At 71.8% G+C, this 24569-nt stretch carries 22 protein-coding genes and 1 pseudogene; 17 read left to right on the forward strand and 6 right to left on the reverse strand.

The annotated features are described in order from the left end of the window. On the forward strand, positions 1-406 hold a 406-nt coding region (locus AOK15_RS08390; RefSeq protein WP_157870192.1), incomplete at its 5' end, for a glycosyltransferase. A 29-nt stretch (positions 407-435) separates the two neighbouring features. On the opposite strand, the gene AOK15_RS46590 is transcribed toward AOK15_RS08390, so the two are convergent. From AOK15_RS46590 to AOK15_RS08405, 4 genes and pseudogenes are all read right to left on the reverse strand, one after another. After that, positions 436-709: PucR family transcriptional regulator (locus AOK15_RS46590; RefSeq protein WP_240508349.1), on the reverse strand; the 274-nt coding region annotated here is incomplete at its 5' end. Positions 710-711: 2 nt separating this feature from the next. Further along, positions 712-2043, reverse strand: a pseudogene (locus tag AOK15_RS08395) (PucR family transcriptional regulator ligand-binding domain-containing protein); the annotation flags it as partial. A gap of 118 nt (positions 2044-2161) precedes the next feature. Further along, the gene (locus tag AOK15_RS08400; protein ID WP_055514385.1) at positions 2162-3571 is read right to left on the reverse strand and encodes an FAD-binding oxidoreductase; all 1410 of its coding nucleotides are present in this window, start codon (positions 3569-3571) and stop codon (positions 2162-2164) included. Between the two features lie 187 nt (positions 3572-3758). Continuing rightward, a complete protein-coding gene (locus tag AOK15_RS08405) occupies positions 3759-5561 on the reverse strand; it encodes a glycoside hydrolase family 15 protein (protein WP_055514387.1) in 1803 nt (600 codons plus the stop codon). 561 nt (positions 5562-6122) lie between these two features. On the opposite strand from AOK15_RS08405, the gene AOK15_RS08410 reads away from it, so the two are divergent. The 12 genes from AOK15_RS08410 to AOK15_RS08465 all read left to right on the forward strand — a co-directional run bounded on the left by AOK15_RS08410 (position 6123) and on the right by AOK15_RS08465 (position 19998). After that, positions 6123-7790 carry a CTP synthase gene (locus AOK15_RS08410; protein WP_055514389.1) on the forward strand — a complete coding sequence of 556 codons (1668 nt, stop codon included), beginning with the start codon at positions 6123-6125 and terminating at the stop codon, positions 7788-7790. A 119-nt stretch (positions 7791-7909) separates the two neighbouring features. Beyond that, positions 7910-8536 (forward strand): NUDIX domain-containing protein, encoded by a 627-nt coding sequence (locus AOK15_RS08415; RefSeq protein WP_055514391.1) that lies wholly within the window; start codon positions 7910-7912, stop codon positions 8534-8536. 163 nt (positions 8537-8699) lie between these two features. Further along, positions 8700-10799, forward strand: coding sequence for a tetratricopeptide repeat protein (locus tag AOK15_RS08420; protein WP_055514393.1), 2100 nt, complete (start codon positions 8700-8702; stop codon positions 10797-10799). A gap of 165 nt (positions 10800-10964) precedes the next feature. Continuing rightward, positions 10965-12089, forward strand: a complete 1125-nt coding sequence (gene ald / locus AOK15_RS08425; RefSeq protein ID WP_055514395.1) for an alanine dehydrogenase — start codon at positions 10965-10967, stop codon at positions 12087-12089. A gap of 416 nt (positions 12090-12505) precedes the next feature. Further along, a complete protein-coding gene (locus tag AOK15_RS08430; protein ID WP_079058367.1) occupies positions 12506-13642 on the forward strand; it encodes a ParA family protein in 1137 nt (378 codons plus the stop codon). Beyond that, on the forward strand, positions 13627-14217 hold the full coding sequence (locus AOK15_RS08435; protein WP_079058368.1) for a hypothetical protein: 591 nt from the start codon (positions 13627-13629) through the stop codon (positions 14215-14217). The genes AOK15_RS08430 and AOK15_RS08435 overlap by 16 nt, the downstream gene beginning before the upstream one ends. Positions 14218-14235: 18 nt before the next feature. After that, entirely contained in the window at positions 14236-15519 is a 1284-nt protein-coding gene (locus AOK15_RS08440; RefSeq protein WP_079058369.1) for a segregation and condensation protein A, read from the forward strand. Next, entirely contained in the window at positions 15516-16199 is a 684-nt protein-coding gene (scpB, locus tag AOK15_RS08445; protein WP_055514401.1) for an SMC-Scp complex subunit ScpB, read from the forward strand. Before AOK15_RS08440 ends, scpB begins: the two co-directional genes overlap by 4 nt. Next, positions 16199-17272 carry a pseudouridine synthase gene (locus AOK15_RS08450; protein WP_055514403.1) on the forward strand — a complete coding sequence of 358 codons (1074 nt, stop codon included), beginning with the start codon at positions 16199-16201 and terminating at the stop codon, positions 17270-17272. Before scpB ends, AOK15_RS08450 begins: the two co-directional genes overlap by 1 nt. A 174-nt stretch (positions 17273-17446) precedes the next feature. After that, the gene (locus tag AOK15_RS08455; RefSeq protein ID WP_055514405.1) at positions 17447-18175 is read left to right on the forward strand and encodes an NUDIX hydrolase; all 729 of its coding nucleotides are present in this window, start codon (positions 17447-17449) and stop codon (positions 18173-18175) included. After that, on the forward strand, positions 18172-19194 hold the full coding sequence (locus tag AOK15_RS08460; RefSeq protein WP_055514407.1) for an ADP-ribosylglycohydrolase family protein: 1023 nt from the start codon (positions 18172-18174) through the stop codon (positions 19192-19194). The genes AOK15_RS08455 and AOK15_RS08460 overlap by 4 nt, the downstream gene beginning before the upstream one ends. A gap of 3 nt (positions 19195-19197) precedes the next feature. Further along, on the forward strand, positions 19198-19998 hold the full coding sequence (locus AOK15_RS08465; protein WP_055514409.1) for a nucleotidyltransferase domain-containing protein: 801 nt from the start codon (positions 19198-19200) through the stop codon (positions 19996-19998). Here the strand turns inward: AOK15_RS08465 and AOK15_RS08470 are convergent. Together AOK15_RS08470 and AOK15_RS08475 are read right to left on the reverse strand one after the other, a co-directional pair. Beyond that, on the reverse strand, positions 19915-20676 hold the full coding sequence (locus tag AOK15_RS08470) for a nucleotidyltransferase domain-containing protein (RefSeq protein ID WP_055514411.1): 762 nt from the start codon (positions 20674-20676) through the stop codon (positions 19915-19917). The two genes, AOK15_RS08465 and AOK15_RS08470, sit on opposite strands and share 84 nt — an antisense overlap. A 22-nt stretch (positions 20677-20698) precedes the next feature. Continuing rightward, positions 20699-21121 (reverse strand): Rieske (2Fe-2S) protein, encoded by a 423-nt coding sequence (locus tag AOK15_RS08475; protein WP_055514413.1) that lies wholly within the window; start codon positions 21119-21121, stop codon positions 20699-20701. Positions 21122-21288: 167 nt separating this feature from the next. Between AOK15_RS08475 and aroH the strand changes: the two genes are divergently transcribed. The 4 genes from aroH (at position 21289) to AOK15_RS08495 (ending at position 24305) form a co-directional block, all read left to right on the forward strand. Further along, on the forward strand, positions 21289-21651 hold the full coding sequence (gene aroH / locus AOK15_RS08480; RefSeq protein ID WP_055514415.1) for a chorismate mutase: 363 nt from the start codon (positions 21289-21291) through the stop codon (positions 21649-21651). Beyond that, positions 21648-22733: a prephenate dehydrogenase gene (locus tag AOK15_RS08485; protein WP_055514417.1), complete on the forward strand. Its 1086-nt coding sequence runs from the start codon at positions 21648-21650 to the stop codon at positions 22731-22733. The genes aroH and AOK15_RS08485 overlap by 4 nt, the downstream gene beginning before the upstream one ends. Before the next feature lie 142 nt (positions 22734-22875). Next, positions 22876-23553, forward strand: a complete 678-nt coding sequence (gene cmk, locus AOK15_RS08490; RefSeq protein ID WP_055514419.1) for a (d)CMP kinase — start codon at positions 22876-22878, stop codon at positions 23551-23553. Next, positions 23511-24305, forward strand: coding sequence for a lysophospholipid acyltransferase family protein (locus AOK15_RS08495; RefSeq protein ID WP_055514421.1), 795 nt, complete (start codon positions 23511-23513; stop codon positions 24303-24305). Before cmk ends, AOK15_RS08495 begins: the two co-directional genes overlap by 43 nt. Positions 24306-24569 lie beyond the last annotated feature (264 nt).

Raw genomic sequence — 24569 nt, forward strand, 5'->3', positions numbered from 1 at the left:
CGCCCTTCAGCGGCGCATCGAGGACGAGGAACTGCCCGTACGGCTGATCGGGCGGCGCGACGACATCGGCGAGCTGGTCGCGGCCGCCGACCTGGCGCTGCTGCCCGGCGGACCCGAGGCGCGCTCGGTCCTCGCCCAGGAAGCGCTCCACGCGCGCGTACCGCTCGTCGCGGCCTCCGCCGGATCGGTGCCCGAACTCGTGGGCGACGCCGCCGCGCTCGTCCCGTTCGGGGACGCCGGGGCGTTCGCCGAGACCGTGGCGCGCCTGCTGAAGGACCCCGCGCTCCAGGACGAACTGCGCGACCGGGGCACCCGACAGGCGGCGACCTGGCCGACCGAGGACGAGACGGTGGCCCAGGTGCTCAGCGTCTACGACGAGTTGACCGACCTCCGGCCCCTCATGTGACGCCATCCCGCGCTCCTTGAGGTCGCCTCCTACGGCACGTGTCTGCGGGCCCTGAGCGCCAGACTCAGCGCCAGGACCGTCTGCGGGTCGTCCAGGTCCGTGCCGAGCAACTCGCCGATGCGGGCGAGGCGGTTGTAGAGGGTCTGCCGGTTCAGGTGCAGCTCGCGGGCGGTCTCCGCCTTGCGGCCCGCGTGGGCCAGGTACGTCTGGAGGGTGGGCAGCAAGGGCGGCCGGGAGCGGCTGTCGTGGTCGAGGAGGGGGCCGAGCGCGCGGTCCACGAAGGCGGCCAGGTCGGGGTGGTCGNNGTACCAGGGGCGGTCGGCGAGCCCCTGCGCGGCCGTCGCCGTCTCCGCCGCGTGTCTGAGCCCCGCCGAGGCGGCCTCCCAGCCACCGGGCGTCCCGACGACCACCACGGGCGGCCGCCCGCCCGGCCGCTGCAACCCGGCCCGCTCCACGCCCGCCCGCAGCGCCGCCGCGACCTTGTCCGCCACCGCCGGACGCTCCGTCTCCTCACGCAGCCCCACCAGCAGGGGGACGCGGCCCTCGACCGGTCGTACCCCCAGCAGGACGGGGACACCCACCAGGGTCAGCTCCTCGCCGACCGCGCGGGCCAGCACCGCCCAGCCACCGCCCGGCGACAGGCCGTCGGCGAGCCGCATCACCACCGGCAGCAGGGGCCCGGCGCCCGGTCGGAAGCCCAGCACACGGGCCTGGGCCGGGGCGTCCTCCGCCTCGATACGGCCTTCGGCGAGATCGGTGAGGAAGTCGCCGCGTCCGCGTGCCGCCAGCTCCTCCTCCTGGCGGGCCTGCATCAGGACGACGGCGAGGACGCCGGCCGCACGCTCGGCGGCCATCCGGTGCACCGGGGCCAGGGGAGCGACCACGGGGAGGAGGACCAGCCGGGCCCGTACCGAGCCCGTGCCCGGTCCGCCGCCCGGTACGTCGACGATGGTCGTCCCGGCCGGCGGCTCGTCCTGGTGCCGGTCCCGCAGCCCCTCCCACACCTGGAGCGGATCGGTGTCGGCGGGCCCGGCCCCGGCGGCGTACAGGAGTTGGCCGTCGGCGGTCTCCAGGAAGACCGGGTTGCCGCTGAAGTCGGCCAGGATGCCGAGGACCTGGGGCACCCCACCGCCGCCGAGCAGCGCCTCGGTGCAGCGCCGGTGGACCTCCTCGGCCTGCTGGAGGAGCGCGTAGTGGCCGTTGACGATCTCGGTGTGGATCTCCTCGGTGACCGTCACGAACGCCACCTCGCGGTGCAGCTGAACCAGCGGGAGACCTGCCGAGCGGGCGGTCTCCACCAGGGCCGGGGGGAGGCGCGTGAACCGCGTGCCCAGCTCGACGACGAGCGCCGCGATACCGCGCGCGGCCAGGGTCCGTACGAACGCCCGCTGGTCGGCGGGGCGCGTACCGAGCCCGTAGCCAGTGGTCAGCAGCAGCTCGCCGCCCTTGAGGAGCGAGGCGATGTTGGGGACCTCGCCCGCGTGCACCCAGCGCACGGTCCGCTCCAGCCGGTCGGCGCCGGCCAGGATCTCCGGCAGCCCGCCGCGCAGGCCGGGCAGCTCCAGCGCCCGCCGCACGGTGATACCGCCCTGTGCCTCACGACCGTCGGCGGGTACGCGGCTGTCACGGGTGTCCATGGACCGGACGGTACCCGCGCGCGGGCCGACCGGGCATCTTCGCGCCGGGAGCCGCTCGCTGGAGCGCCCGGCGGGGGAGCGCTCAGCGGCCCGTGGAAGCGCTCACGTGGAGGCGCGCTCAGTGGGCGGCGGGCCGGCCCTTCGGGTCGCGCGGCGGGATGTTGTGGTTGAAGCGGAACACGTTGTCGGGGTCGTAGTCGGCCTTCACCGCCATCAGCCGCCGGGCGTTGTCGGCGCCCAGGCCCGCCAGGACCCGGCCCTCGCCCTCGTCGCCGATGAAGTTCAGATAGACCGCGCCGGTGCTCCACGGCCGGACGTGCTCGCGGACGTCCCGTACCCACTGGATGGCCCGCTCGTCGTCCGCCGGATCCTCCCAGACGCCGAAGGGGTGCACGGCCCACGGCGCGTCCCGGTACGGCACCGGGTACTCGGCGGGGCCGTCGGCGACCGCGCCGCCGTACGGGAAGAGGATGTGCTGCGAGTTGGTCGGCACGGGCATCGACCGGGCCTCGGCGCAGAAGACGTCGACCACCTCGTCCGGCAGACCGGTCAGGTACTCCGCCGACCAGTAGTTCCGCAGGCCCGGCGGATCGTCGATCATGCACTGCACGTCCGCGTACGGCATCGCGCCGACCACCTCGGCCTCGTGCGGCAGCGCCAGCAGCGGCTGGGCGATCTTGCGCATGTCGTCCTCGGTGCCGGCATAGGTGAGGAGCATCCCGCACACGAGCCTGCCCACCATGTGCTCGGGGACGAACTCCTCGGGCGGGCCGGTGAAGTACAGGACACCCCCGCCGGCCTCGCGCGGACCGTTCTCGAGGACCTCGCGGTAGACGCGGACGGCCTCCTGGCCGTGCTCCGGTTCGTACAGCAGCAGGGCGATCGCGAAGGCGGGCAGTTCGTGCAGACGCAGGGTGAGTGCGGTGGCGACGCCGAAGTTGCCGCCGCCGCCGTGCAGGGCCCAGAACAGCTCCGGGTTCTCCTCGGCGGTCGCGTGGACCGCGCGGCCGTCGGCGGTCACCAGCTCCACGCCGAGGAGGTTGTCGACGGCGAGACCGAAGGCCCGTTCGAGCCAGCCGCTGCCGCCGCCGAGGACGAAGCCGCCGACGCCGGTGGTCGAGGCCCGGCCGCCGGTGGTGGCGAGACCGTACGGCTCGGTGGCGCGGTCGAGGTGGCTCATGGTGGCGCCGCCCTCGACCCGCACGCTGCGCGCGGCGGGGTCGACCGAGACGGAGTGCATCCGGCGCAGGTCGATGACCAGGCCGTTGTCGTTGAGGGCCGATCCGGCCACGCTGTGGCCGCCGCCGCGCACCGCGATGTTGAGGTCGAGGTCACGGCCGAAGCGCACGGCCCGTACGACATCGGTCGGGTTCTCGCATTGGGCGATCACCGCCGGACGTCGGTCGATCATCCCGTTGAACACCGTCCGGGCGTCGTCGTACCCGGGGTCCCCGGGGGCGAGTACCTCGCCGGTCAGATCCTCGCGGAGTTCGGTCAGCGCCGTGTGGGCCTTGGAAAGGGGAGCCATGACCGGCCCCTTTCAGCCAGGAGACAGGACTTCTTCCAGGCTAGGCGGGGACGGCGGATCGGTCCTGTTCGAACGCGGGGGCGCCCACGGGTGGACGCGAGCCCCCCGAACCAGGCGCAAGCGCTTGCAGTGTGCGCCTGGTCGTGCGCCGATCCGCCGCCGTGCGCGACGGATCGGGGGGCGTGCGTCAGCCGCCGTACGCCCCCGAGGCGGTCAGACGGAGGGCCGTGTCGATGAGGGGGACATGGCTGAACGCCTGGGGGAAGTTGCCGACCTGGCGCTTCAGCTCCGGGTCCCACTCCTCGGCCAGGAGGCCCAGGTCGTTGCGGAGGGACAGCAGCTTCTCGAACAGCTTGCGGGCCTCGTCGACCCGGCCGATCATCGCCAGGTCGTCCGCCATCCAGAACGAACAGGCGAGGAACGCGCCCTCGTCGCCCGGCAGCCCGTCCACGCCCTCGTCCTCACCGGCGGTCGGGTAGCGCAGGATGAAGCCGTCCGGGGTCGACAGCTCCCGCTGGATCGCCTCGATGGTGCCGATGACGCGCTTGTCGTCCGGCGGCAGGAAGCCCATCTGCGGGATCAGCAGCAGCGACGCGTCCAGCTCCTTCGAGCCGTACGACTGCGTGAAGGTGTTGCGCTCCTTGTCGTAGCCCTTCTCGCACACGTCCCGGTGGATGTCGTCGCGCAGCTCGCGCCACTTCTCCAGCGGGCCGTCCGCGTCACCGGACTCGATGAGCTTGATCGTGCGGTCCACCGCGACCCAGGCCATGACCTTGGAGTGCACGAAGTGGCGGCGCGGCCCGCGCACCTCCCAGATGCCCTCGTCGGGCTCGTCCCAGTGGTCCTCCAGGTAGCGGATCAGCTTCAGCTGGAGCAGCGAGGCGTAGTCGTTGCGGGCCAGACCCGTCATGTGGGCCAGGTGCAGGGCCTCGGTGACCTCGCCGTACACATCCAGCTGGAGCTGGTGCGCGGCGCCGTTGCCGACCCGGACGGGCGCGGAGTTCTCGTAGCCGGGGAGCCACTCCAGCTCCGCCTCGCCCAGCTCCCGCTCACCGGCGATGCCGTACATGATCTGCAGGTTCTCCGGGTCGCCGGCGACCGCCCGCAGCAGCCACTCGCGCCAGGCGCGGGCCTCGTCCCGGTACCCGGTGCGCAGCAGCGAGGAGAGGGTGATCGCCGCGTCGCGCAGCCAGGTGTAGCGGTAGTCCCAGTTGCGGACGCCGCCGATGTGCTCCGGGAGGGAGGTCGTCGGCGCGGCGACGATGCCACCGGTCGGGGCGTACGTCAGGGCCTTCAGCGTGATCAGCGAGCGGACCACCGCCTCCCGGTACGGGCCGTGGTACGTGCAGTGCTCCACCCACTCCCGCCAGAACTCCTCCGTGGCCTGGAGCGACGGCTCGGGCTCGGGCAGTGGCGGCGGCTCCTTGTGAGAAGGCTGCCAGGAGATGGTGAAGGCGATGCGGTCGCCCGGGGTCACCGTGAAGTCGGAGTAGGTCGTCAGCGCCTTGCCGTAGGTCTCGCACTCGGTGTCGAACCACACGGAGTCCGGGCCGGCGACGGCCACCGTGCGCCCCTCGTGCTTGTGCACCCAGGGCACGACCCGGCCGTACGAGAAGCGCATCCGTAGCGCCGAGCGCATGGGGACCCGGCCGCTGACGCCCTCGACGATCCGGATCAGCTGGGGGGCGCCGTCACGGGGCGGCATGAAGTCGGTCACACGGACCGTGCCGCGCGGGGTGTCCCACTCGGATTCCAGGATCAGCGAGTCGCCGCGGTACCGGCGGCGGGACGCCGTCGGCGGCTCGGCGTCGGCCGCGTGGGCGGGGCCCAGGCGCCAGAAACCGTGCTCCTCGGTGCCGAGAAGGCCCGCGAAGACGGCATGGGAATCGAAGCGGGGCAGGCACAGCCAGTCGACCGTCCCGTCCCGGCAGACCAGGGCAGCGGTCTGCATGTCTCCGATGAGTGCGTAGTCTTCGATGCGCCCGGCCACGTGCAACTCCAGTCGAACGGCCACGTCGCCCCCCGAGGGGCGGTCGCTGTGCGGTGTGCGGTCAAGGGACCCGAGGGATCGACAAAGGATCGATGCTTCCAGAGTGATCCAAGGGGCGGTGTCATGCGATGTCGCTCAACGATCCTCAACGCATATGAGGCCATCGTTGCTCAACGAACTGACGAGCTCGCATGTTTCCGGAGACGGGCGGGGGTGGTGCCGTTCCCCGGCCGGGCTCGGCAGCGAGTGTCCGAAGAGGATACGACGCACCGGGGGGCTGCGCGCGCCGCTCCAGGCAACGCGAGTGGGCCGAACGAGTGAGCCAGGGGTGACCCGCGGCCGGTATTCGCCGACTGTCGTACGAAGTCCGTGGCGGCCCGTGCGCGGAGCGTGGCCGGAAGCGATCGTGGCCGGTCGCTGATACCCTGGTAGCCCGTGGACCGGTGGGCGCCCCGACTCGCAAGGGACCCCCGAACCGCAGCGACGGCACCCCCCGACGACCCGCTCGGGCGGCAGCCGACCCGCACCCAGAACCGCGACCACGGGAGCCCCCTCTTGGCCATGCCGCCCGCTGCTTTCCGAAACAGCACCACGACGACCAAGCACATCTTCGTCACCGGGGGTGTCGCCTCCTCGCTCGGCAAGGGTCTGACCGCCTCCAGCCTCGGCATGCTGCTCAAGGCCCGCGGCCTGCGCGTGGTGATGCAGAAGCTCGACCCGTACTTGAACGTCGACCCCGGCACGATGAACCCCTTCCAGCACGGTGAGGTGTTCGTCACCAACGACGGTGCCGAGACCGACCTCGACATCGGACACTACGAGCGCTTCCTAGACCGTGACTTGGACGGCTCTGCCAATGTCACTACAGGGCAGGTCTACAACACCGTCATCGCCAAGGAGCGGCGCGGCGAGTACCTGGGCGACACCGTGCAGGTCATCCCGCACATCACCAACGAGATCAAGCACCGCATCCGGCGCATGGCGTCCGACGAGGTCGACGTCGTCATCACGGAGGTCGGCGGCACGGTCGGCGACATCGAGTCGCTGCCGTTCCTGGAGACCGTCCGCCAGGTACGCCACGAGGTCGGCCGTGACAACGTCTTCGTCGTCCACATCTCGCTCCTGCCGTACATCGGCCCCTCCGGGGAGCTGAAGACGAAGCCGACGCAGCACTCGGTCGCGGCGCTGCGCAACATCGGTATCCAGCCGGATGCGATCGTGCTGCGCTGCGACCGCGAGGTGCCCGCCGCGATCAAGCGGAAGATCTCCCTCATGTGTGACGTCGACGAGGCCGCCGTCGTCGCCTGCCCCGACGCCCGCTCGATCTACGACATCCCGAAGACCGTGCACGGCGAGGGCCTCGACGCCTATGTCGTCCGGAAGCTGGACCTGCCGTTCCGCGACGTGGACTGGACGACCTGGGACGACCTGCTCGACCGCGTCCACAACCCGCAGCACGAGATCAACCTGGCGCTCGTCGGCAAGTACATCGACCTGCCCGACGCCTACCTCTCGGTCACCGAGGCGCTGCGCGCGGGCGGCTTCGCCAACAAGGCCCGGGTGAAGATCAAGTGGGTCACGTCGGACGACTGCAAGACCCCGGCCGGCGCCGCGGCGCAGCTCGCCGACGTCGACGCCATCTGCATCCCCGGCGGCTTCGGCGACCGCGGTGTCTCCGGCAAGGTCGGCGCCATCCAGTACGCCCGCGAGAACAAGATCCCGCTGCTGGGCCTCTGCCTCGGTCTGCAGTGCATCGTGATCGAGGCCGCGCGCAACCTCGCCGACATCCCCGACGCCAACTCCACCGAGTTCGACTCCGCCACCGCCCACCCGGTGATCTCCACGATGGCCGAGCAGCTGGACATCGTCGCCGGTGAGGGCGACATGGGCGGCACGATGCGCCTGGGCATGTACCCGGCCAAGCTCGCCGAGGGCTCGATCGTGCGCGAGGTGTACGACGGCAAGGAGTACGTCGAGGAGCGCCACCGCCACCGCTACGAGGTGAACAACGCCTACCGCGCGGAACTGGAGAAGAAGGCCGGCCTGCAGTTCACCGGCACCTCGCCCGACGGCAAGCTCGTCGAGTACGTCGAGTACCCGCGCGAGGTCCACCCCTACCTGGTCGCGACGCAGGCGCACCCCGAGCTGCGCTCCCGTCCGACCCGCCCGCACCCGCTCTTCGCGGGTCTGGTCAAGGCCGCCGTGGAGCGGAAGACCGCAGGAAAGTGACAGCAAGTCGCGCCTGGTGACGGCCAGTTGCGCGACGCAGGAGTTGTACGGTGACCGGGGTGCGTCTCTTTCGGGAGGTGCGCCCCGGTTTCATGGCACGTGTGGGAGGACGAGTCGACATGACGATCAAGGACACCGCCGAGGAGTGGGAGGTCCGGGCGAGCGAGACGCCGTTCACCGGCAACAAGACCTCCGTGCGCACCGACGACGTGGTCATGCCCGATGGCTCGGTGGTCCGGCGGGACTACCAGGTCCACCCCGGTTCCGTCGCCGTTCTCGCCCTCGACGACCAGGACCGCGTGCTGGTGCTCCGCCAGTACCGCCACCCCGTGCGCCAGAAGCTGTGGGAGATCCCGGCGGGCCTGCTGGACGTGCCGGGCGAGAACCCGCTGCACGCCGCCCAGCGCGAGCTGTACGAGGAGGCGCACGTCAAGGCGGAGGACTGGCGGGTGCTGACCGACGTCTACACCACCCCCGGCGGCTGCGACGAGGCCGTCCGCATCTTCCTCGCCCGCGACCTCTCCGAGGCCGACGGGCGGCGCTTCGAGGTGGAGGACGAGGAGGCCGACATGGAGTTGGCCCGGGTGCCCCTCGACGAGCTGGTCCGGGGTGTCCTCGCCGGGGAGCTGCACAACAACTGCCTGGTGGTGGGCGCGCTGTCGCTGGTGGCGGCGCGCAGCGGCGACGGGGTGGACGCGCTGCGTCCGGCCGAGGCGCCGTGGCCCGCGCGCCCCTTCGAGTCGTAGGGGCGTCCCCTCGACAGCGCCAGTCGTACGATCTTCTGATCCGATCGAGGGATCTGTCCGCCCCGCTCCGCCGAGATCGTCGCAGAGCGTGAACTAGGCTCGGGAAACGCCCGAACCGGAGTCCCGGCGGGCTGGCTCGTGCGGTGGGACGGGAGTGTGGCCCGTGGCGGATCAGGCGGTGGACACCGGGGGAGCCCCGGCGTCCGGAACAGGGCGGCCCCCGGCTGTCGAGGCCGCCCCCACGGACAGTCAGTTCCTCGGCAGGACACGGGAGTTGAAGGAGCTGCGGGCCGACATCGACCGCGCCGGGCTCAACACCCTCGCCGGCCGCAAGGCACCGCACGCGCGCGTGCTGCTCATCGCCGGCCGGCCCGGCTTCGGCCGCACGGCGCTCGCCGTGGAACTCGTCCGGCAGATCGCCCACGGTTACCCCGACGGTGTGCTGAGGGCCCGTCTCGCCGAGCCGGACGGTACCCGTGTCCCGGTCGAGCGGGCCGCCGGTCATCTGCTCGGCGGACTCGGTCTCCCGGTCCCCGCGGGGGCCGACGAGGACGACCTCAGCGAGGCGCTCCGGGAGGCGCTGGCCGACCGCCGGGTGGTGCTGCTGCTGGACGACGCGGTCGACGCCGAGCAGGTCGACGCGCTGCTGCCGGACACTCCCGATTCCCTGGTCGTCGCGGTCTCCGGGGGGCCGCTGACGGGCATCTCCGACGTCCGTCCGTGCACCCTGGGCGGACTGGACACCAAGTCTGCGGTGGCCCTGCTGGAACGCTTCACCGGCTCGGTGCGCGTCACCGTCGACCCGCGCTCCGCCGAGATCCTCGCCGAGGTGTGCGCCGCCCAGCCCGCCGCGCTGCGGCTCGCCGGGGGATGGCTCGCCGCCCGGCCCACCGTCGCCGTCTCCGACCTGGCCAAACAACTGCGCGCCGAGGACGACGAGGGCCCGGTCCTCGCCAGGGTCTTCCGGCTCTCGTACGCGGCGCTGCCGGGCACCGCCGCCCGGATACTGCGCCTGCTCTCCCTCGCCCCGGCCGGCCTGGTCGACCCGCACATCGCCTCCGGGCTCGCCGGCTGCTCCGTCGGCGCGGCCCGCACCGTGCTGGACGACCTCGTGGCCCTGGGGTTCCTGCACCGGGCCGACTCGGCGATGCCCCAGTACGAGGTCCCCGGCTGCCTCCAGCCGCTGCTGCGCGCCGCCGCCGAGAGCCAGGAGAAGCCGGGCGAGCTCCAACTGGCCCGGGCGCGGATGCTGGAGCGGACGGTACGGCTGCTCCAGTCCTGCCGGGCCATCACCGAGACCGACAGCCCGCTCGCCCGCGAGAAGCTCCTGGAGATGCCCAAGGCGCTGCGGTTTCCCAGCCCCCGGGCCGCCGAGGAGTGGCTGCGGGTACGCCGGCCCGCGCTGCTCGCCGCCGCCCGGCTCGCCGTCGCCGACGGCCAGCTGGACACCCTCGCCCGACGGCTGATGTCCCAGCTCGTCCGGGCGCTGGTGGCGCACTTCGGCACCCAGGCCGTGGCCGCCGACCTGTACGGCGTCCACCGGCTCGTCCTCGATGTCGCCGAGCGCCGGGACCTGCCCCGCGAGAAGGCGGCGGCCCTGCTGAACCTGGGGGACCTGGACGCCCGCACCGGCCGGACGAAGGCTGCGCTGGCCCGCTACCGGGCCGCCCTCGACGCCGGACGGCAGGCGAACGACCCCTACGCGACCGGCCGCGCGATGGAATCCGTAGGCGGCGCCCACCAGGAGCTGGAGGACTACGAACGGGCCGCCGACTGGTACGGCCGGGCGCTCGCCCAGCGGCTCGCCCGGGACGAGCGCGAGGACGCCGCCCGGCTGTACGGCCGTATCGCCACCGCGTACACCTACGCGGGCCGCTACGGCGAGGCGCTGCGCAACTGGAGCTCGGCCCTCACCGGCCACCGCAGGCTCGGCGATGTGGGCGCCCAGGCCAGGGCGTTGAGCGAGATGGCCCGCGTCCAGGAGTACGCCGGGCGCCCCGAGGAGGCGCTGTCCACCTGCCAGGAGGCGGTGGAGTGGGCGCGGCGCGCCGAGGACGTCCGCTTGCAGGCCGCGCTCCAGATCCGCCTCGCCGACACCCTGGAAAGGCTCGGCGACCCGGCGGCGGCCCGGCTGCACCGGACGGTCGCCGAGCGGCTGCTCGACGACGAGAACACGCCACCCGAAACCGGCGGCACCGGCGAGACGGAGCCGGAACACGGCCCTAACGCCTACGAAATCCGTAGTGCATCCGCGAAAGATTGATGCATTGAAAGGCTAGACAGCGGGGATGCCTTCATTAGACTGGCTGCGCCGCCGGTTCTCCTGCGGTGTCTCCCGGTGCGCTCCGATGCGTACGGGTATGTCCTGCATCGTGCGGGCATGTACCGATTGTGTGTGCGTGCCCCACACCCCTCCGATCCAAGGACCGTGATCGACGTGAAGGTCGGCATCCCCCGCGAGGTCAAGAACAACGAGTTCCGAGTGGCGATCACCCCGGCCGGTGTGCACGAGCTGGTGCGCCACGGCCACCAGGTCGTCGTCGAAGAGGGCGCCGGTGTCGGTTCGTCGATCCCGGACGCCGAGTACGTCGCCGCCGGCGCCCGGATCCTGGCCACGGCCGACGAGGTGTGGGCCACCGCCGACCTGCTGCTCAAGGTCAAGGAGCCCATCGCCGAGGAGTACCACCGCCTCCGCAAGGACCAGACCCTCTTCACCTATCTGCACCTGGCCGCGTCCAAGGAATGCACCGACGCGCTCGTCGAGTCGGGCACCACCGCGATCGCCTACGAGACCGTCGAGCTGCCGAACCGCGCGCTGCCGCTGCTCGCGCCGATGTCCGAGGTCGCGGGCCGCCTCGCCCCCCAGGTCGGCGCCTACCACCTGATGCGGGCCAACGGCGGCCGCGGTGTGCTCCCCGGCGGTGTGCCGGGCGTGCTCGCCGGGCGGGCCGTGGTGATCGGCGGCGGTGTCTCCGGCTGGAACGCCGCGCAGATCGCCATCGGCATGGGCTTCCACGTGACCCTGCTCGACAAGGACATCAACAAGCTCAAGGAAGCCGACAAGATCTTCGGCACGAAGATCCAGACCGTCGTCTCCAACGCCTTCGAACTGGAGAAGGCGTGCCTGGAGGCCGACCTCGTCATCGGCGCCGTCCTCATCCCGGGCGCCAAGGCGCCGAAGCTGGTCACCAACGAGCTGGTGTCGCGGATGAAGCCCGGAAGTGTCCTTGTCGACATCGCGATCGACCAGGGCGGCTGCTTCGAGGACTCGCGGCCCACCACGCACGCCGAACCGACCTTCCGGGTCCACGAGTCGGTCTTCTACTGCGTCGCCAACATGCCCGGCGCGGTGCCCAACACCTCCACCTACGCGCTGACCAACGCCACGCTGCCGTACATCGTGGAACTCGCCGACCATGGCTGGGCCGAGGCGCTGCGCCGTGACCCCGCGCTGGCCAAGGGCCTCAACACCCATGAGGGGGCGGTCGTTTACCGCGAGGTCGCGGAGGCGCACGGACTGGAGCACACCGAACTGGCCTCGCTCCTCGGCTGATCGAAGGATCGTCGACGGGCTGCTTTGAGTCACCTTTCCGTAAAAGGCGATACGTCAACACAGGTCGTCAACAGCGGTTTCCCGGCCGGATCTTGCCCGACAAGGTCCGGCCGGATGTGTGTATGGTCACTTTGCGACACTCGCGCAACTCGCCTCGAACGTAACCCTTCGGATGTTTCACGCACCGGTGAAACCTGCCGTGCGACGGCCCTACGCCCTTGACAGTCGCATGTTTCATTGCCGACACATCGGGCCGGGTCCGGCGGATTGTGTTGCTGCGGACCGCCGACACGCCATAGAGTCGCCAACCGTCGGCATGGTGCCACGCTGACCTATCTAGAAGTTTCCTGGTCACCAAGGAGGTAAGACGACTTGTGAATGAGTCGACATTTACTCCCGGGGGTGGTCAACCAGGAATGCCTGCGCGGGTCTCGGGACCCACGGGGTTCGCGGCTGTCGGCTCCGTCGCAGTCCGCACCTTCGTAGCCCACCAGGGTCACCAGTCCTCAGGGGTGACTCAGCCAGCACACCAGAGCATGGATGGCCAACACGTGAACGCCATGGCCGGCGACGGAAGTGGCGGGGTCCACAACCACTTCGCCGACTACGACGAGCTGCCCGACGGGCACTTCTACGACCCCGACGCCGAGTACGAGCCCGATCCGGAGTACGCGGCGACGCTCGCGCCCGACGCGGCCCGTCAGCGCCGTGAGCGCATCGGCCCGACCGGGCGCCCGCTGCCGTACTTCCCGATCCCGGGCCCGCTGACCGACCACGGCCCCGCGAAGATCATCGCGATGTGCAACCAGAAGGGCGGCGTCGGCAAGACCACGTCGACCATCAACCTGGGTGCCGCGCTCGCGGAGTACGGACGCCGGGTCCTCCTCGTCGACTTCGACCCGCAGGGCGCCCTCTCGGTCGGCCTCGGGGTGAATCCGATGGAGCTCGACCTCACGGTCTACAACCTGCTCATGGAGCGGGGCATGTCGGCCGACGAGGTCCTGCTGAAGACCGCGGTCCCGAACATGGACCTGCTGCCGAGCAACATCGACCTCTCGGCGGCCGAGGTCCAGCTCGTCTCCGAGGTCGCGCGCGAGTCCACGCTCCAGCGGGCGCTGAAGCCGCTGATGGCCGACTACGACTACATCGTCATCGACTGCCAGCCCTCGCTCGGCCTGCTCACCGTGAACGCTCTGACGGCCGCGCACAAGGTGATCGTGCCGCTGGAGTGCGAGTTCTTCGCGCTGCGCGGTGTCGCGCTGCTGACGGAGACCATCGAGAAGGTCCAGGAGCGGCTCAACCCCGAGCTGGAGCTCGACGGCATCCTCGCCACGATGTACGACTCCCGCACGGTGCACAGCCGTGAGGTGCTCGCGCGGGTCGTCGAGGCGTTCGACGACCACGTCTACCACACGGTCATCGGGCGCACGGTCCGCTTCCCGGAGACCACGGTCGCCGGTGAGCCGATCACCACGTACGCCTCCAACTCCGTCGGTGCCGCCGCCTACCGCCAGCTCGCCAGGGAGGTGCTCGCCCGGTGTCACGCCGAGTGAGTCTGCCGGGGGCCGACGAACTCTTCCGTACGACAGGGGGAATGGCGCTTCAGCCGTCCACTCCCCGGCGGGGGGCCAACGGAGAAGCCCGTGTGCCCGCTCCCGCCGGGGAGAGCGACGTCGGCGCCGCCGTGGAGGACGCGCCGCCGTCGGTGCCCGTGCAGGGCGGGGACGGCGAGGGGTCCGAGCATGTGGCCGCGGACGCCGAGTCCGACGAGCAGCCGCGCAGCCGGTCCGCCGCCGCGGGGGCCGAGCGGGCCGCCGCCGGGCGCCAGCCGAAGCCGCAGGAAGGTTCTGCCGCGCCGGGCGCGGCCGCCGGGGCCGCGCCGCGCAAGCGCGGGCGGGCCGCCGGGCGCCGGCCCAGTGGGCGTGAGCGGCACGACGAGAAGATCACCGTGTACGTCTCCGCCGAGGAGCTGATGGATCTCGAACACGCGCGGCTCGTGCTGCGCGGGGAGCACGGGCTGGCCGTCGACCGCGGACGGATCGTCCGGGAGGCCGTCGCCGTGGTGCTGGCGGATCTGGAGTCCCGCGGGGACGCGAGCATCCTCGTACGACGGCTGCGGGGGCGGTAGAGGTAGCCTGCGGGGGCTATGACCTCGTATGACCCCTCGTCGTCGGCGGCGCCCCCCGGCGGTCCCGCCGGTCGTCGGCGTGCGCTGGGGAGAGGGCCGGTGGCTTCGCCGGTCGAGCCGGAGGACGCGAGTGGGCCGTCGGCAGAGGAGCCCTCCGCCACCGGGCGTGCCCAAGCCGAAGCCTCGCGGGAGACGCAGTCCGTGGCCCCCGCCGGGGTCGGCGCCGAGGACGCCCCGGTCGCCGCGGAGCAGCGGGCGGCGACGGACGAGACCGGCAGCCGGGCTGTCGCGGCGCCTCAGACCGTCGAGCGGGCCGGTGTCGGCCGACCGACCGACGTGGAGCCCCGCCCTCGGGCGGCGTCGGAGATCGACGCGTCGCGGATGCCGACCGGTGAGGCCGGACCACTGGGTGAGGCGGTGTCGCGGGACGACGGGATCCCTGCGCCGGCCGGTGGCGTCGAGGGGCCGGACCCGGGTCCCTCGGACGGGGATGACGGCGGGGTCTTCAAGGTTCGCCTGGCCAACTTCGAGGGCCCGTTCGATCTGCTGTTGCAGTTGATCTCGAAGCACAAGCTGGATGTCACCGAGGTCGCGCTGTCCAAGGTCACCGACGAGTTCATGGCGCACATCCGCGGTATGGGACCGGACTGGGACCTCGACGAGACGACCGAGTTCCTCGTCGTCGCCGCGACGCTGCTCGATCTGAAGGCGGCCCGGCTACTGCCCGCCGCCGAGGTGGAGGACGAGGGCGACCTCGCGCTCCTCGAAGCCCGGGACCTGCTGTTCGCCCGTCTGCTGCAGTACCGGGCGTACAAGCGGATCGCGGAGATCTTCAACGGGCGGCTGGAGGAGGAGGCCCGGCGCTACCCCCGTACCGTCGGCCTGGAGCCGCAGCACGCGGAGCTGCTGCCCGAGGTGGTCATCAGCATCGGGCCGGAAGGATTCGCCAGGCTGGCCGTGAAGGCCATGCAGCCCAAGCCCAGGCCGCAGGTGTACGTCGACCACATCCACGCGCCGCTGGTGAGCGTGCAGGAGCAGGCCGGGATCGTCGTCGCGCGGCTGCGGGAGCTGGGGGAGGCGAGCTTCCGCGTGCTCGTCGAGGACACCGACGACACCCTCACCGTCGTGGCCCGGTTCCTGGCGCTGCTGGAGCTGTACCGGGAGAAGGCCGTGGCCCTGGACCAGGAGACCGCCCTCGGTGACCTGGTCGTCCGCTGGACGGGCGGGGACGGCGGCGCGGAGCCCGTGGTCACGGACGAGTTCGACCGGCCGCCCGAGCGCCCCAAGGAGGAGAAGGCGTGAGCGAGGAGACGACCGAGGCGACCGTGGTGTCCGGCGGGCCGCGTACCGTCGCCGACCTCGACCTCAAGCCCGCCCTGGAGGCCGTCCTCATGGTCGTGGACGAGCCCGCGACGGAGGAGCACCTGAGCAAGATCCTGGAGCGGCCGAAGCGGCAGATCGCCAAGGCGCTGCGGGAACTGGCCGACGACTACACCGCGCAGGGGCGCGGCTTCGAGCTGCGGCTGATCGCCGGGGGCTGGCGGTTCTACACCCGCCCCGCGTACGCGGCCGCCGTGGAACGGTTCGTGCTGGACGGGCAGCAGGCCCGGCTCACCCAGGCCGCGCTGGAGACGCTGGCCGTGGTCGCCTACCGCCAGCCGGTCAGCCGCAGCCGCGTCTCCGCGGTGCGCGGGGTCAACTGTGACGGGGTCATGCGGACCCTGCTTCAGCGCGGGTTGGTGGAGGAGGCGGGCACGGAACCCGAATCAGGTGCGATCCTGTACAGGACGACGAACTACTTCCTGGAGCGGATGGGCCTGCGCGGCCTGGACGAGCTACCGGAACTGGCGCCCTTCCTCCCGGAGGCCGAGGCGATCGAGGCCGAGACCCAGGAAGCCGTACCGTCGTTCGATCCGGATGCTCCGGACGCGGACGACGGACCCACGTCGGCCATGACTGACACGACGACGACGGAACTTTGATGCGAAGCAGCGGTAGCGGCAAGAGCGGCGGGCGCGGTAACCACCGCGGTGCCGGCAACAACAGGGACCAGAAGCAGGGCGGCCAGGGCCGTCCCCGCAAGCCCCGCCCCGAGGAGCGCCGCTACGACGTGGGCCCCGGCGGGACGCAGGACGGCCCGAAGTCCGGGCGGGGCGCCTCCGCGCGCGGCGGCGCCAAGGGCGGCCCCAAGCAGGCGCAGCAGCCTCGCGGGCGCGGCCGTTCGGCCCCGGCGACCTCGCGCGAGTACGACGCGCGTGCCGAGGAGCGCAACCGGGAGAGGTACGCGGGCAAGAAGGACATCAAGCTGCCCAAGACCTTCCCGGGCGCCGAGCAGGAGGGCGAGCGGCTCCAGAAGGTGCTCGCCCGCGCCGGCTACGGCTCCCGGCGCGCCTGCGAGGAACTGATCGAGCAGGCCCGCGTCGAGGTGAACGGCGAGATCGTCACCGAGCAGGGCCGGCGGGTCGACCCGGAGAAGGACGAGGTCAAGGTCGACGGCCTGACCGTGGCGACCCAGTCGTACCAGTTCTTCTCCCTGAACAAGCCCGCCGGGGTCGTGTCGACCATGGAGGACCCGGAGGGCCGGCAGTGCCTCGGTGACTATGTGACCAACCGGGAGACCCGGCTGTTCCACGTGGGCCGCCTCGACACCGAGACCGAGGGTGTCATCCTGCTCACCAACCACGGTGAGCTGGCGCACCGGCTGACGCACCCCAAATACGGCGTGAAGAAGACCTACGTCGCGCACATCGTCGGCCCGATCCCGCGTGATCTGGGCAAGCGGCTCAAGGACGGCATCCAGCTGGAGGACGGGTACGCGCGCGCGGACCACTTCCGGGTCGTCGAGCAGACCGGCAAGAACTACCTCGTCGAGGTCACCCTCCACGAGGGGCGCAAGCACATCGTGCGCCGGATGCTGGCCGAGGCCGGCTTCCCCGTTGACAAGCTGGTCCGCACCGCCTTCGGGCCGATCACCCTCGGCGACCAGAAGTCGGGCTGGCTGCGCCGCCTGTCGAACACCGAGGTCGGGATGCTGATGGGGGAGGTCGACCTCTAGGTCTTTCGGAGTTCAGCGGCGGGCCGGTCCCGGGTTTGTGCCCGGGGGCGGCCCTTTGCCGTTTCCGGCCCCGCTCTTGGAGTTCCTTTCCCCGCGAAGGGTTGTGCGCCCACCCCCGCCCATTTATAGTCGGGATGACTATTAGTCAGAGTGACCATAAAGGGGGCGACGGGCATGACCTCACCCGAGGGTTACGACAAATACGCCTTCGAGCCCTTCGCCGTCACCGTCGACCTCGCCGTCCTCACCCTCCGCGCGGGCACCCTCCAGGTGCTGCTCGTCGAGCGCGGCCAGGAGCCCTATGCCGGCCGCTGGGCGCTGCCCGGCGGGTTCGTGCTGCCGGACGAGTCCGCCGAGGAGGCCGCCTGGCGGGAGCTCGCCGAGGAGACCGGTGTCACGGACGGCTCCGGGCTCCACCTGGAGCAGCTGCGGACCTACAGCGAGCCCGGCAGGGACCCCCGGATGCGGGTCGTCACCGTCGCGTTCGCCGCCCTGCTGCCCGACCCGCCCGTCCCGCACGGCGGTGGCGACGCCGCCCAGGCCCAGTGGCTGCGCTTCGACGCCGTCGGACCGCTCGCCTTCGACCACGACCGCATCCTCGCCGACGCCCACGACCGCGTCGGCGCCAAGCTCGAGTACACCTGTCTCGCCACCGCCTTCTGTCCCCCCGAGTTCACGCTCGGCGAACTGCAGCAGGTCTACGAGACCGTGTGGGGCACTCCCCTCGACCGGCCCAACTTCCGGCGCAAGGTGCTGGCCACGCCGGGCTTCGTCGAACAGGTGCCCGGCGCCGCCCGCCTGACCGGCGGACGCGGCAAGCCCGCCGCGCTGTACCGAGCGGGTGGGGCCACCGCCCTGCACCCGCCCCTGCTGCGACCCACCACGGAAGGACGGCACCGATGACCATGACGCTGCTCGCGAAGCGCGCCGCCACCGGATCCCTGCTCGGCCTCGCTCTCGGGGACGCACTCGGCTTCCCCACCGAGTTCGACGACGTACCGTCGATCCTCGCCAAGTGCGGCCCCTGGCGGAAGATGGAGCTGCCGAGGCCCGCGATCGTCACGGACGACACCCAGATGACCCTGGCGCTCGGCCACGGGCTGCGGGCCGCCATGGACCGCGGGGTGCTCGGCCCCGAGGCCCTGGAGAAGGCCGTCCGCAAGGAGTTCGTCGACTGGTCCCGCTCCCCGGAGAACAACCGCGCCCCCGGCCACACCTGCCTGGTCGCCTGCGACCTCCTCGCACGGGAGCGCCACCCCTGGCAGTTCGCCAGCCAGATCCACTCCAAGGGCTGCGGCGCCAACATGCGGGTCGCGCCCCTCGGCCTCATCGGCCCGCTCAGTGACGAACAGCGCGCCGGCGCCTCCCAGTTGCAGGCCGCCCTCACCCACGGCCACCCCACCGCGCTCGCCGCCGCCGACCTCACCGCCCACGCGGTGCGCCTGCTCGCCCAGGGCGCCGAACCGCTCGGCCTGGTCGGACAGTTGCGCTCGTACGCGTACGAGAACCGCTCCCACTACCACGCGCGTTGGCTCGGCGACCTGTGGACGTACAGCCAGGACCCCTCGCCCGAGCACTACATCGCCCGCGGCTGGGACGAGTGCCTCGACGCCCTGGACCGCGTCCAGCAGGCCCTGCGCGCCCCGTCCCCGGAGACCGACCCCTGCCTCGCCACCGGGGAGGGCTGGATCGCCGAGGAGGCCCTCGCCACCGGACTGCTGTGCTTCCTCCTCTTCGTCGACGAACCCGTCACCGCGTTGCGCCGCGCCGCCTGCACCTCCGGCGACTCGGACTCCATCGCCTGCCTCACCGGAGCCTTCGCGGGTGCCCACCACGGCCCGTCCGCCTGGCCCGTGGAGTGGGCCGACCGGATCGAGTACCAGGGCGACCTCGTGTCGCTGGGGGCGCTCTGGGACGCTTGAGGGATGACCGACGCCCTCGACATCGACCTGGCCCCGGATGGGGGTGCCCCCTGCTCGAACCTGGTGGAGAGCCTGGGGGAGGCCGAACAGCCCGATCCCCTGCTGTTCGCCACCGTCTCCGGAGCCCACCTGTACGGCTTCCCGTCCCGTGACTCCGACGTCGACCTGCGGGGTGTGCATCTGCTGCCCGCCGCCGACCTGGTCGGGCTGCGGGAGCCCGAGGAGACACGGACGAGGATGTGGGACCGGGAAGGCGTCGAGATGGACCTCGTCACCCACGACCTGCGCAAGTTCGTACGGCTGATGCTGCGCCGCAACGGCTATGTGCTGGAGCAGTTGCTCTCCCCGCTCGTCGTGCACACCGGGGAGGCGCACCGCGAACTGATCTCCCTCGTGCCGGGTGTCCTCACCCGGCACCACGCCCACCACTACCGGGGTTTCGCCATCACCCAGTGGCGGTTGTTCGAGAAGACCGGTGAACTCAAGCCGCTGCTCTACACGTTCCGGGTGCTGCTCACCGGCATCCACCTCATGCGCAGCGGCGAGGTGCAGGCCCATCTGCCGAGCCTGCTGCCGCTGGTCGAGGAGGCCCCCGCGTATCTGCCGGACCTCGTCGCCGCGAAGGCGGCACAGGAGCACGGCAAGGCGGAGGTGGACCAGGGCCGGGTGGCCGAGGACGTGGAGCGGCTGCAGAAGACGCTCGACGAGGAGCAGGCCCTGTCAGCGCTGCCGGAGACCCCCGCCGCGTACGACGCCCTGCACGACTTCGTGATCCGGGTCCGCCTCGACGGCCCGAAGGGCTGACGCGTGCCGGGTGCGGAAGAGGAAGTCCTCGACCCGGTCCCGGTCCGGCTCCGCCGGCAGCGGGGAGCGGGCCGCCGCCTCTTCGGTCTCGGCGGCCAGCCGGGCCATCCATGCCTCGACGCGGTCCCAGGACACCTCGCCGCGCTTGACCGCCAGCAGGGGTTCGCGCTGGTCACCCACGTCGATGGTGAGCGTGCCCGTGCGCAGCAGGTCGCGGCAGCTCATCAGCAGGCGCAGCAGATGCATGGCGTGCTTCCAGCGGGGCGCGCCGTGCGTGCGGACGTCCGCCTCCAGCTTCTTGCGCTGGCCGAGGGCGTACCGGGCGAACGTCTCGTGGGCCTGACGCGACAGGAACGCCTCGCGCAGCGACAGCAGCTCGCGGCCCGTGTCGTCGAGGTGTTCCACGAGAGGGGAGTGCAGGCACTCCAGGATGTTCGGGTTGGCGCGCAGGGCCAGCTCGCAGAAGCGCTCCAGCTCCCAGCCGAACTGCTCCTCGCCCGGCCCCTCCACATGCGTCGGCGGCTTCTCGAAGCGCCAGAACAGGGCGGTCGGCGCCAGGAACACACCCCGCCGGTCCGTGTCGCTGCCGTCCGTCGCGAGACCGAAGGCGCGCGAACCCATCACACAGGAGTAGATGGTGTGGTCGCGGACCAGGGCGTGGGCGTGCGAGGGCTGCATGCCGGGAGCGTACGGGGCAGGCTCAGGCCAGCCGAATCGAATTTCCCGAGACCGTGATCTGCTCGGCGGGCAGCGGCCGCTGGGCGGGCCCGTGCGCCACCGCGCCGTCGGTGACACTGAACTTGCTCCCGTGGCACGGGCAGTTGATGGTGCCGTCCTCGACCGTGGTCACGAGGCAGGCGCGGTGGGTGCAGACCGCCGAGAACGCCTTGAAGTCGCCCTCCTCGGGTTGGGTGACGACGACCTTCTGGTCCTTGAAGATCTTGCCGCCGCCGACCGGGATGTCGGCCGTCCTCGCCAGCGCCTCGCCCCCGCCGCCGGTGCCCTGCGGGGTCGAGTTCGTGTCGGAGCCGCTGTCGCCGCCTCCGCCGCAGCCCGCGAGCAGTGCCGCCGTGCCCGCCGCGCCGGTCGCCAGTACCGCGCGCCGTGTCGTACTCATCGTCATGTCGTCACTCCGAAGAACACCGCAGAAGCTGCAATTCAGGACAGAGTGCCATAAACAGCGGCACATGCAGGTGTCTCGGCAGGCGGGCGCCGCGCGCCCGGTCAGGGCGGGCTCACTAGGCTGGACGGGCAAGGAGCCGTGACACACAGCAGGTAAGGAGCCAAACCGTGGCGGTACGAGCGGTCCGGGGCGCCGTCCAACTCGACGAGGACCAGGCGGCGCACATGGACGAGCGGGTGGGTGAACTACTCACCGCCGTCCTGGAACGCAACGGGCTCACCCAGGACGACCTGATCAGCATCTGGTTCACGGCCACGCCCGATCTGCACAGCGACTTCCCGGCCGCCGCCGCCCGCAAGCTCGGCATCGTCGACGTACCGCTGATCTGCGCGCAGGAACTCGACATCGAGGGCGCGATGCCCCGCGTCGTACGGATCCTCGCGCACATCGAGTCCGACCGGCCCCGCTCCGAGATCGCGCACGTCTACCTGGGCGCCGCGGCCGCACTCCGCAAGGACATCGCCCAGTGAGAACCGCACTCGTCATCGGCACCGGCCTCATCGGCACCTCCGCCGCGCTCGCCCTCGCCCAGCGCGGTGTGACCGTCCACCTCACCGACCACGACCCCGAGCAGGCCCGGACGGCGGCCGCGCTCGGCGCCGGCACCGACGAGGAGCCCACCGGGCCCGTGGACCTCGCGGTCGTCGCCGCCCCGCCCGCGCACGTGGCCGCGACCCTCGCCGACGCCATGCGCCGGGGCCTCGCCCGCGGCTACCTCGACGTTGCCTCCGTCAAGGGCGGCCCCCGGCGCGAACTGGAGGCGCTGGGCCTGGACCTCTCCGCCTACATCGGCTCCCACCCCATGTCGGGCCGGGAGAAGTCCGGCCCGCTGGCCGCCACCGGCGACCTCTTCGAGGGCCGGCCCTGGGTGCTCACCCCGACCCGCGACACGGACACCGAGGTCCTGAACCTCGCCCTGGAGCTGGTCTCGCACTGCCGGGCCGTGCCCGTCGTCATGGACGCCGACGCCCACGACCGGGCCGTCGCCCTGGTCTCGCACATGCCGCACCTGGTCTCCAGCCTGGTCGCCGCCCGCCTGGAGCACGCCGAGGAGGCCGCCGTACGGCTGTGCGGGCAGGGCATCCGGGACGTGACCCGTATCGCGGCCTCCGACCCGCGCATGTGGATCGACATCCTCTCCGCCAACCCCGGCCCCGTCGCCGACCTCCTCACCGACGTCGCCGCCGACCTCGACGAGACCGTCCAGGCCCTGCGCGCCCTCCAGGCCTCCGACGAGGCCAAGCGCCGCGAGGGCACCACCGGCATCGAGGACGTCCTGCGCCGCGGCAACGCCGGCCAGGTCCGCGTCCCCGGCAAGCACGGCTCCGCGCCACGCGTCTACGAGACCGTGGCCGTCCTCATCGACGACCAGCCCGGTCAGCTCGCCCGGATCTTCGCCGACGCCGGCGCGGCCGGCGTCAACATCGAGGACGTCCGCATCGAGCACGCCACCGGCCAGCAGGCCGGCCTGGTCCAGCTGATGGTCGAGCCGAAGGCGGTGCCGGTGCTGACGAGCGCCCTGCGCGAGCGCGGGTGGGCGCTGCGGCAGTGACACCGGCCCCTCCGTCCGTCGGGCGGCCCGCGGCGGGGGTGCCGTCGCGGGCAGGGCCGGACGGGCTACGCGCACCCAGTACCCTTGTCCGGGGCGCCTTCCGTCTCGCCCCGCCACCTCGGAACAGGAAAGGTGCCCCCCAGTGGAACGCGCCACAGTGATCGTTGCCATCGACGGCCCCTCCGGCACGGGCAAGTCGAGCACCTCGAAGGCCGTGGCCGCACAGCTCGGGCTGAGCTACCTCGACACGGGCGCCCAGTACCGGGCGATCACGTGGTGGATGGTCACCAACGGCATCGACATAGACGACCCGTCGGCCATCGCCGCCGTGGCCGGCAAGCCGGAGATCATCTCGGGCACCGACCCGTCCGCGCCGACCATCACGGTCGACGGCACGGACGTCGCCGCCTCGATCCGCACCCAGGACGTCACCTCCAAGGTCAGCGCGGTCAGCGCCGTACCCGATGTCCGCGCGAGGATCACCGAGCTCCAGCGTTCCATCGCCGCCGACGCCGAGAACGGCATCGTCGTCGAGGGCCGCGACATCGGCACGACCGTGCTGCCGGACGCCGATCTGAAGATCTTCCTCACCGCCTCCCCGGAGGCCCGCGCGGCCCGCCGCAGCGGCGAGCTGAAGAGCACCGACGTCCAGGCGACCCGCGAGGCCCTCCTGAAGCGGGACGCCGCCGACTCCAGCCGCAAGACCTCGCCCCTCGCCAAGGCGGACGACGCGGTCGAGGTGGACACCTCGGACCTCACCCTCCAGCAGGTCATCGAGTGCGTCGTCACCCTCGTCGAGGAGAAGCGGGCGGCGAAGTGAGCGAGGCGTCCTCGGACCGCGCCCCCTCGGGCCGCACCCCGTCGACCGAGGCTCCCTCGGTACGGGGCGCCGAGGTCGGCCGGCGCATCGGCGTCGGCCTGATGTACGGGCTGTGGAAGCCGCGCGTGCTGGGCGCCTGGAAGGTCCCCACGACCGGCCCGGTGATCCTCGCCGTGAACCACTCCCACAACATCGACGGACCCATGGTCATGGGTGTGGCGCCCCGACCGACGCACTTCCTCATCAAGAAGGAGGCGTTCATCGGTCCCCTCGACCCCTTCCTGCTCGGCATCGGGCAGGTCAAGGTGGACCGCTCGACCGCCGACCGCACCGCCATCACCCAGGCGCTCGCCGTCCTGGAGCACGGCGGTGTGCTGGGCATCTTCCCGGAGGGCACCCGGGGCGAGGGCGACTTCGCCTCGCTGCGCGCCGGGCTCTCCTACTTCGCCGTCCGCAGCGGAGCGCCGATCGTCCCGGTGGCCGTCCTGGGAAGCACGGAGCGGCGCGGACGGTTGATCAAGGGGCTGCCTCCGCTGCGCTCCCGCGTCGACGTCGTCTTCGGCGAACCGTTCGACGCGGGCGACGGCAGCGGCCGCCGGACGCGCAAGGCCCTCGACGAGGCGACCGTGCGCATCCAGAAGCAGCTCGGCGCACACCTGGAGCACGCCCGACGGCTCACCGGCCGCAGCTCCTCCGACCTTCCGGGGGACAACCCCCGGACCCCCGGCAGTCAAGAACGCCGACCGGGATGACCAGTGGGCCGTGACGCGGCGAACCCGGGAAAAACGCCGGGCGTCCGATCGGGCGCTGGGCGACACTGAGTAGTGGATCAGCCGGCGGACCTGCCGGCCGCTCCACCGATCACCACGATGAACGACGAGGTACGGACTTCATGAACGACCAGTTTCCCTCCGAGCACGAGCACGGAGAGCTTGGCGACGCCGAGTACGCGGAGTTCATGGAGCTCGCCGCGGAAGAGGGCTTCGACCTGGAGGACGTCGAGGGCGCCCTCGACG

Origin of the sequence: Streptomyces ossamyceticus, assembly GCF_001418475.1 — a bacterium.
In the GTDB taxonomy this organism is placed as follows: Bacteria; Actinomycetota; Actinomycetes; order Streptomycetales; family Streptomycetaceae; genus Streptomyces; species Streptomyces ossamyceticus.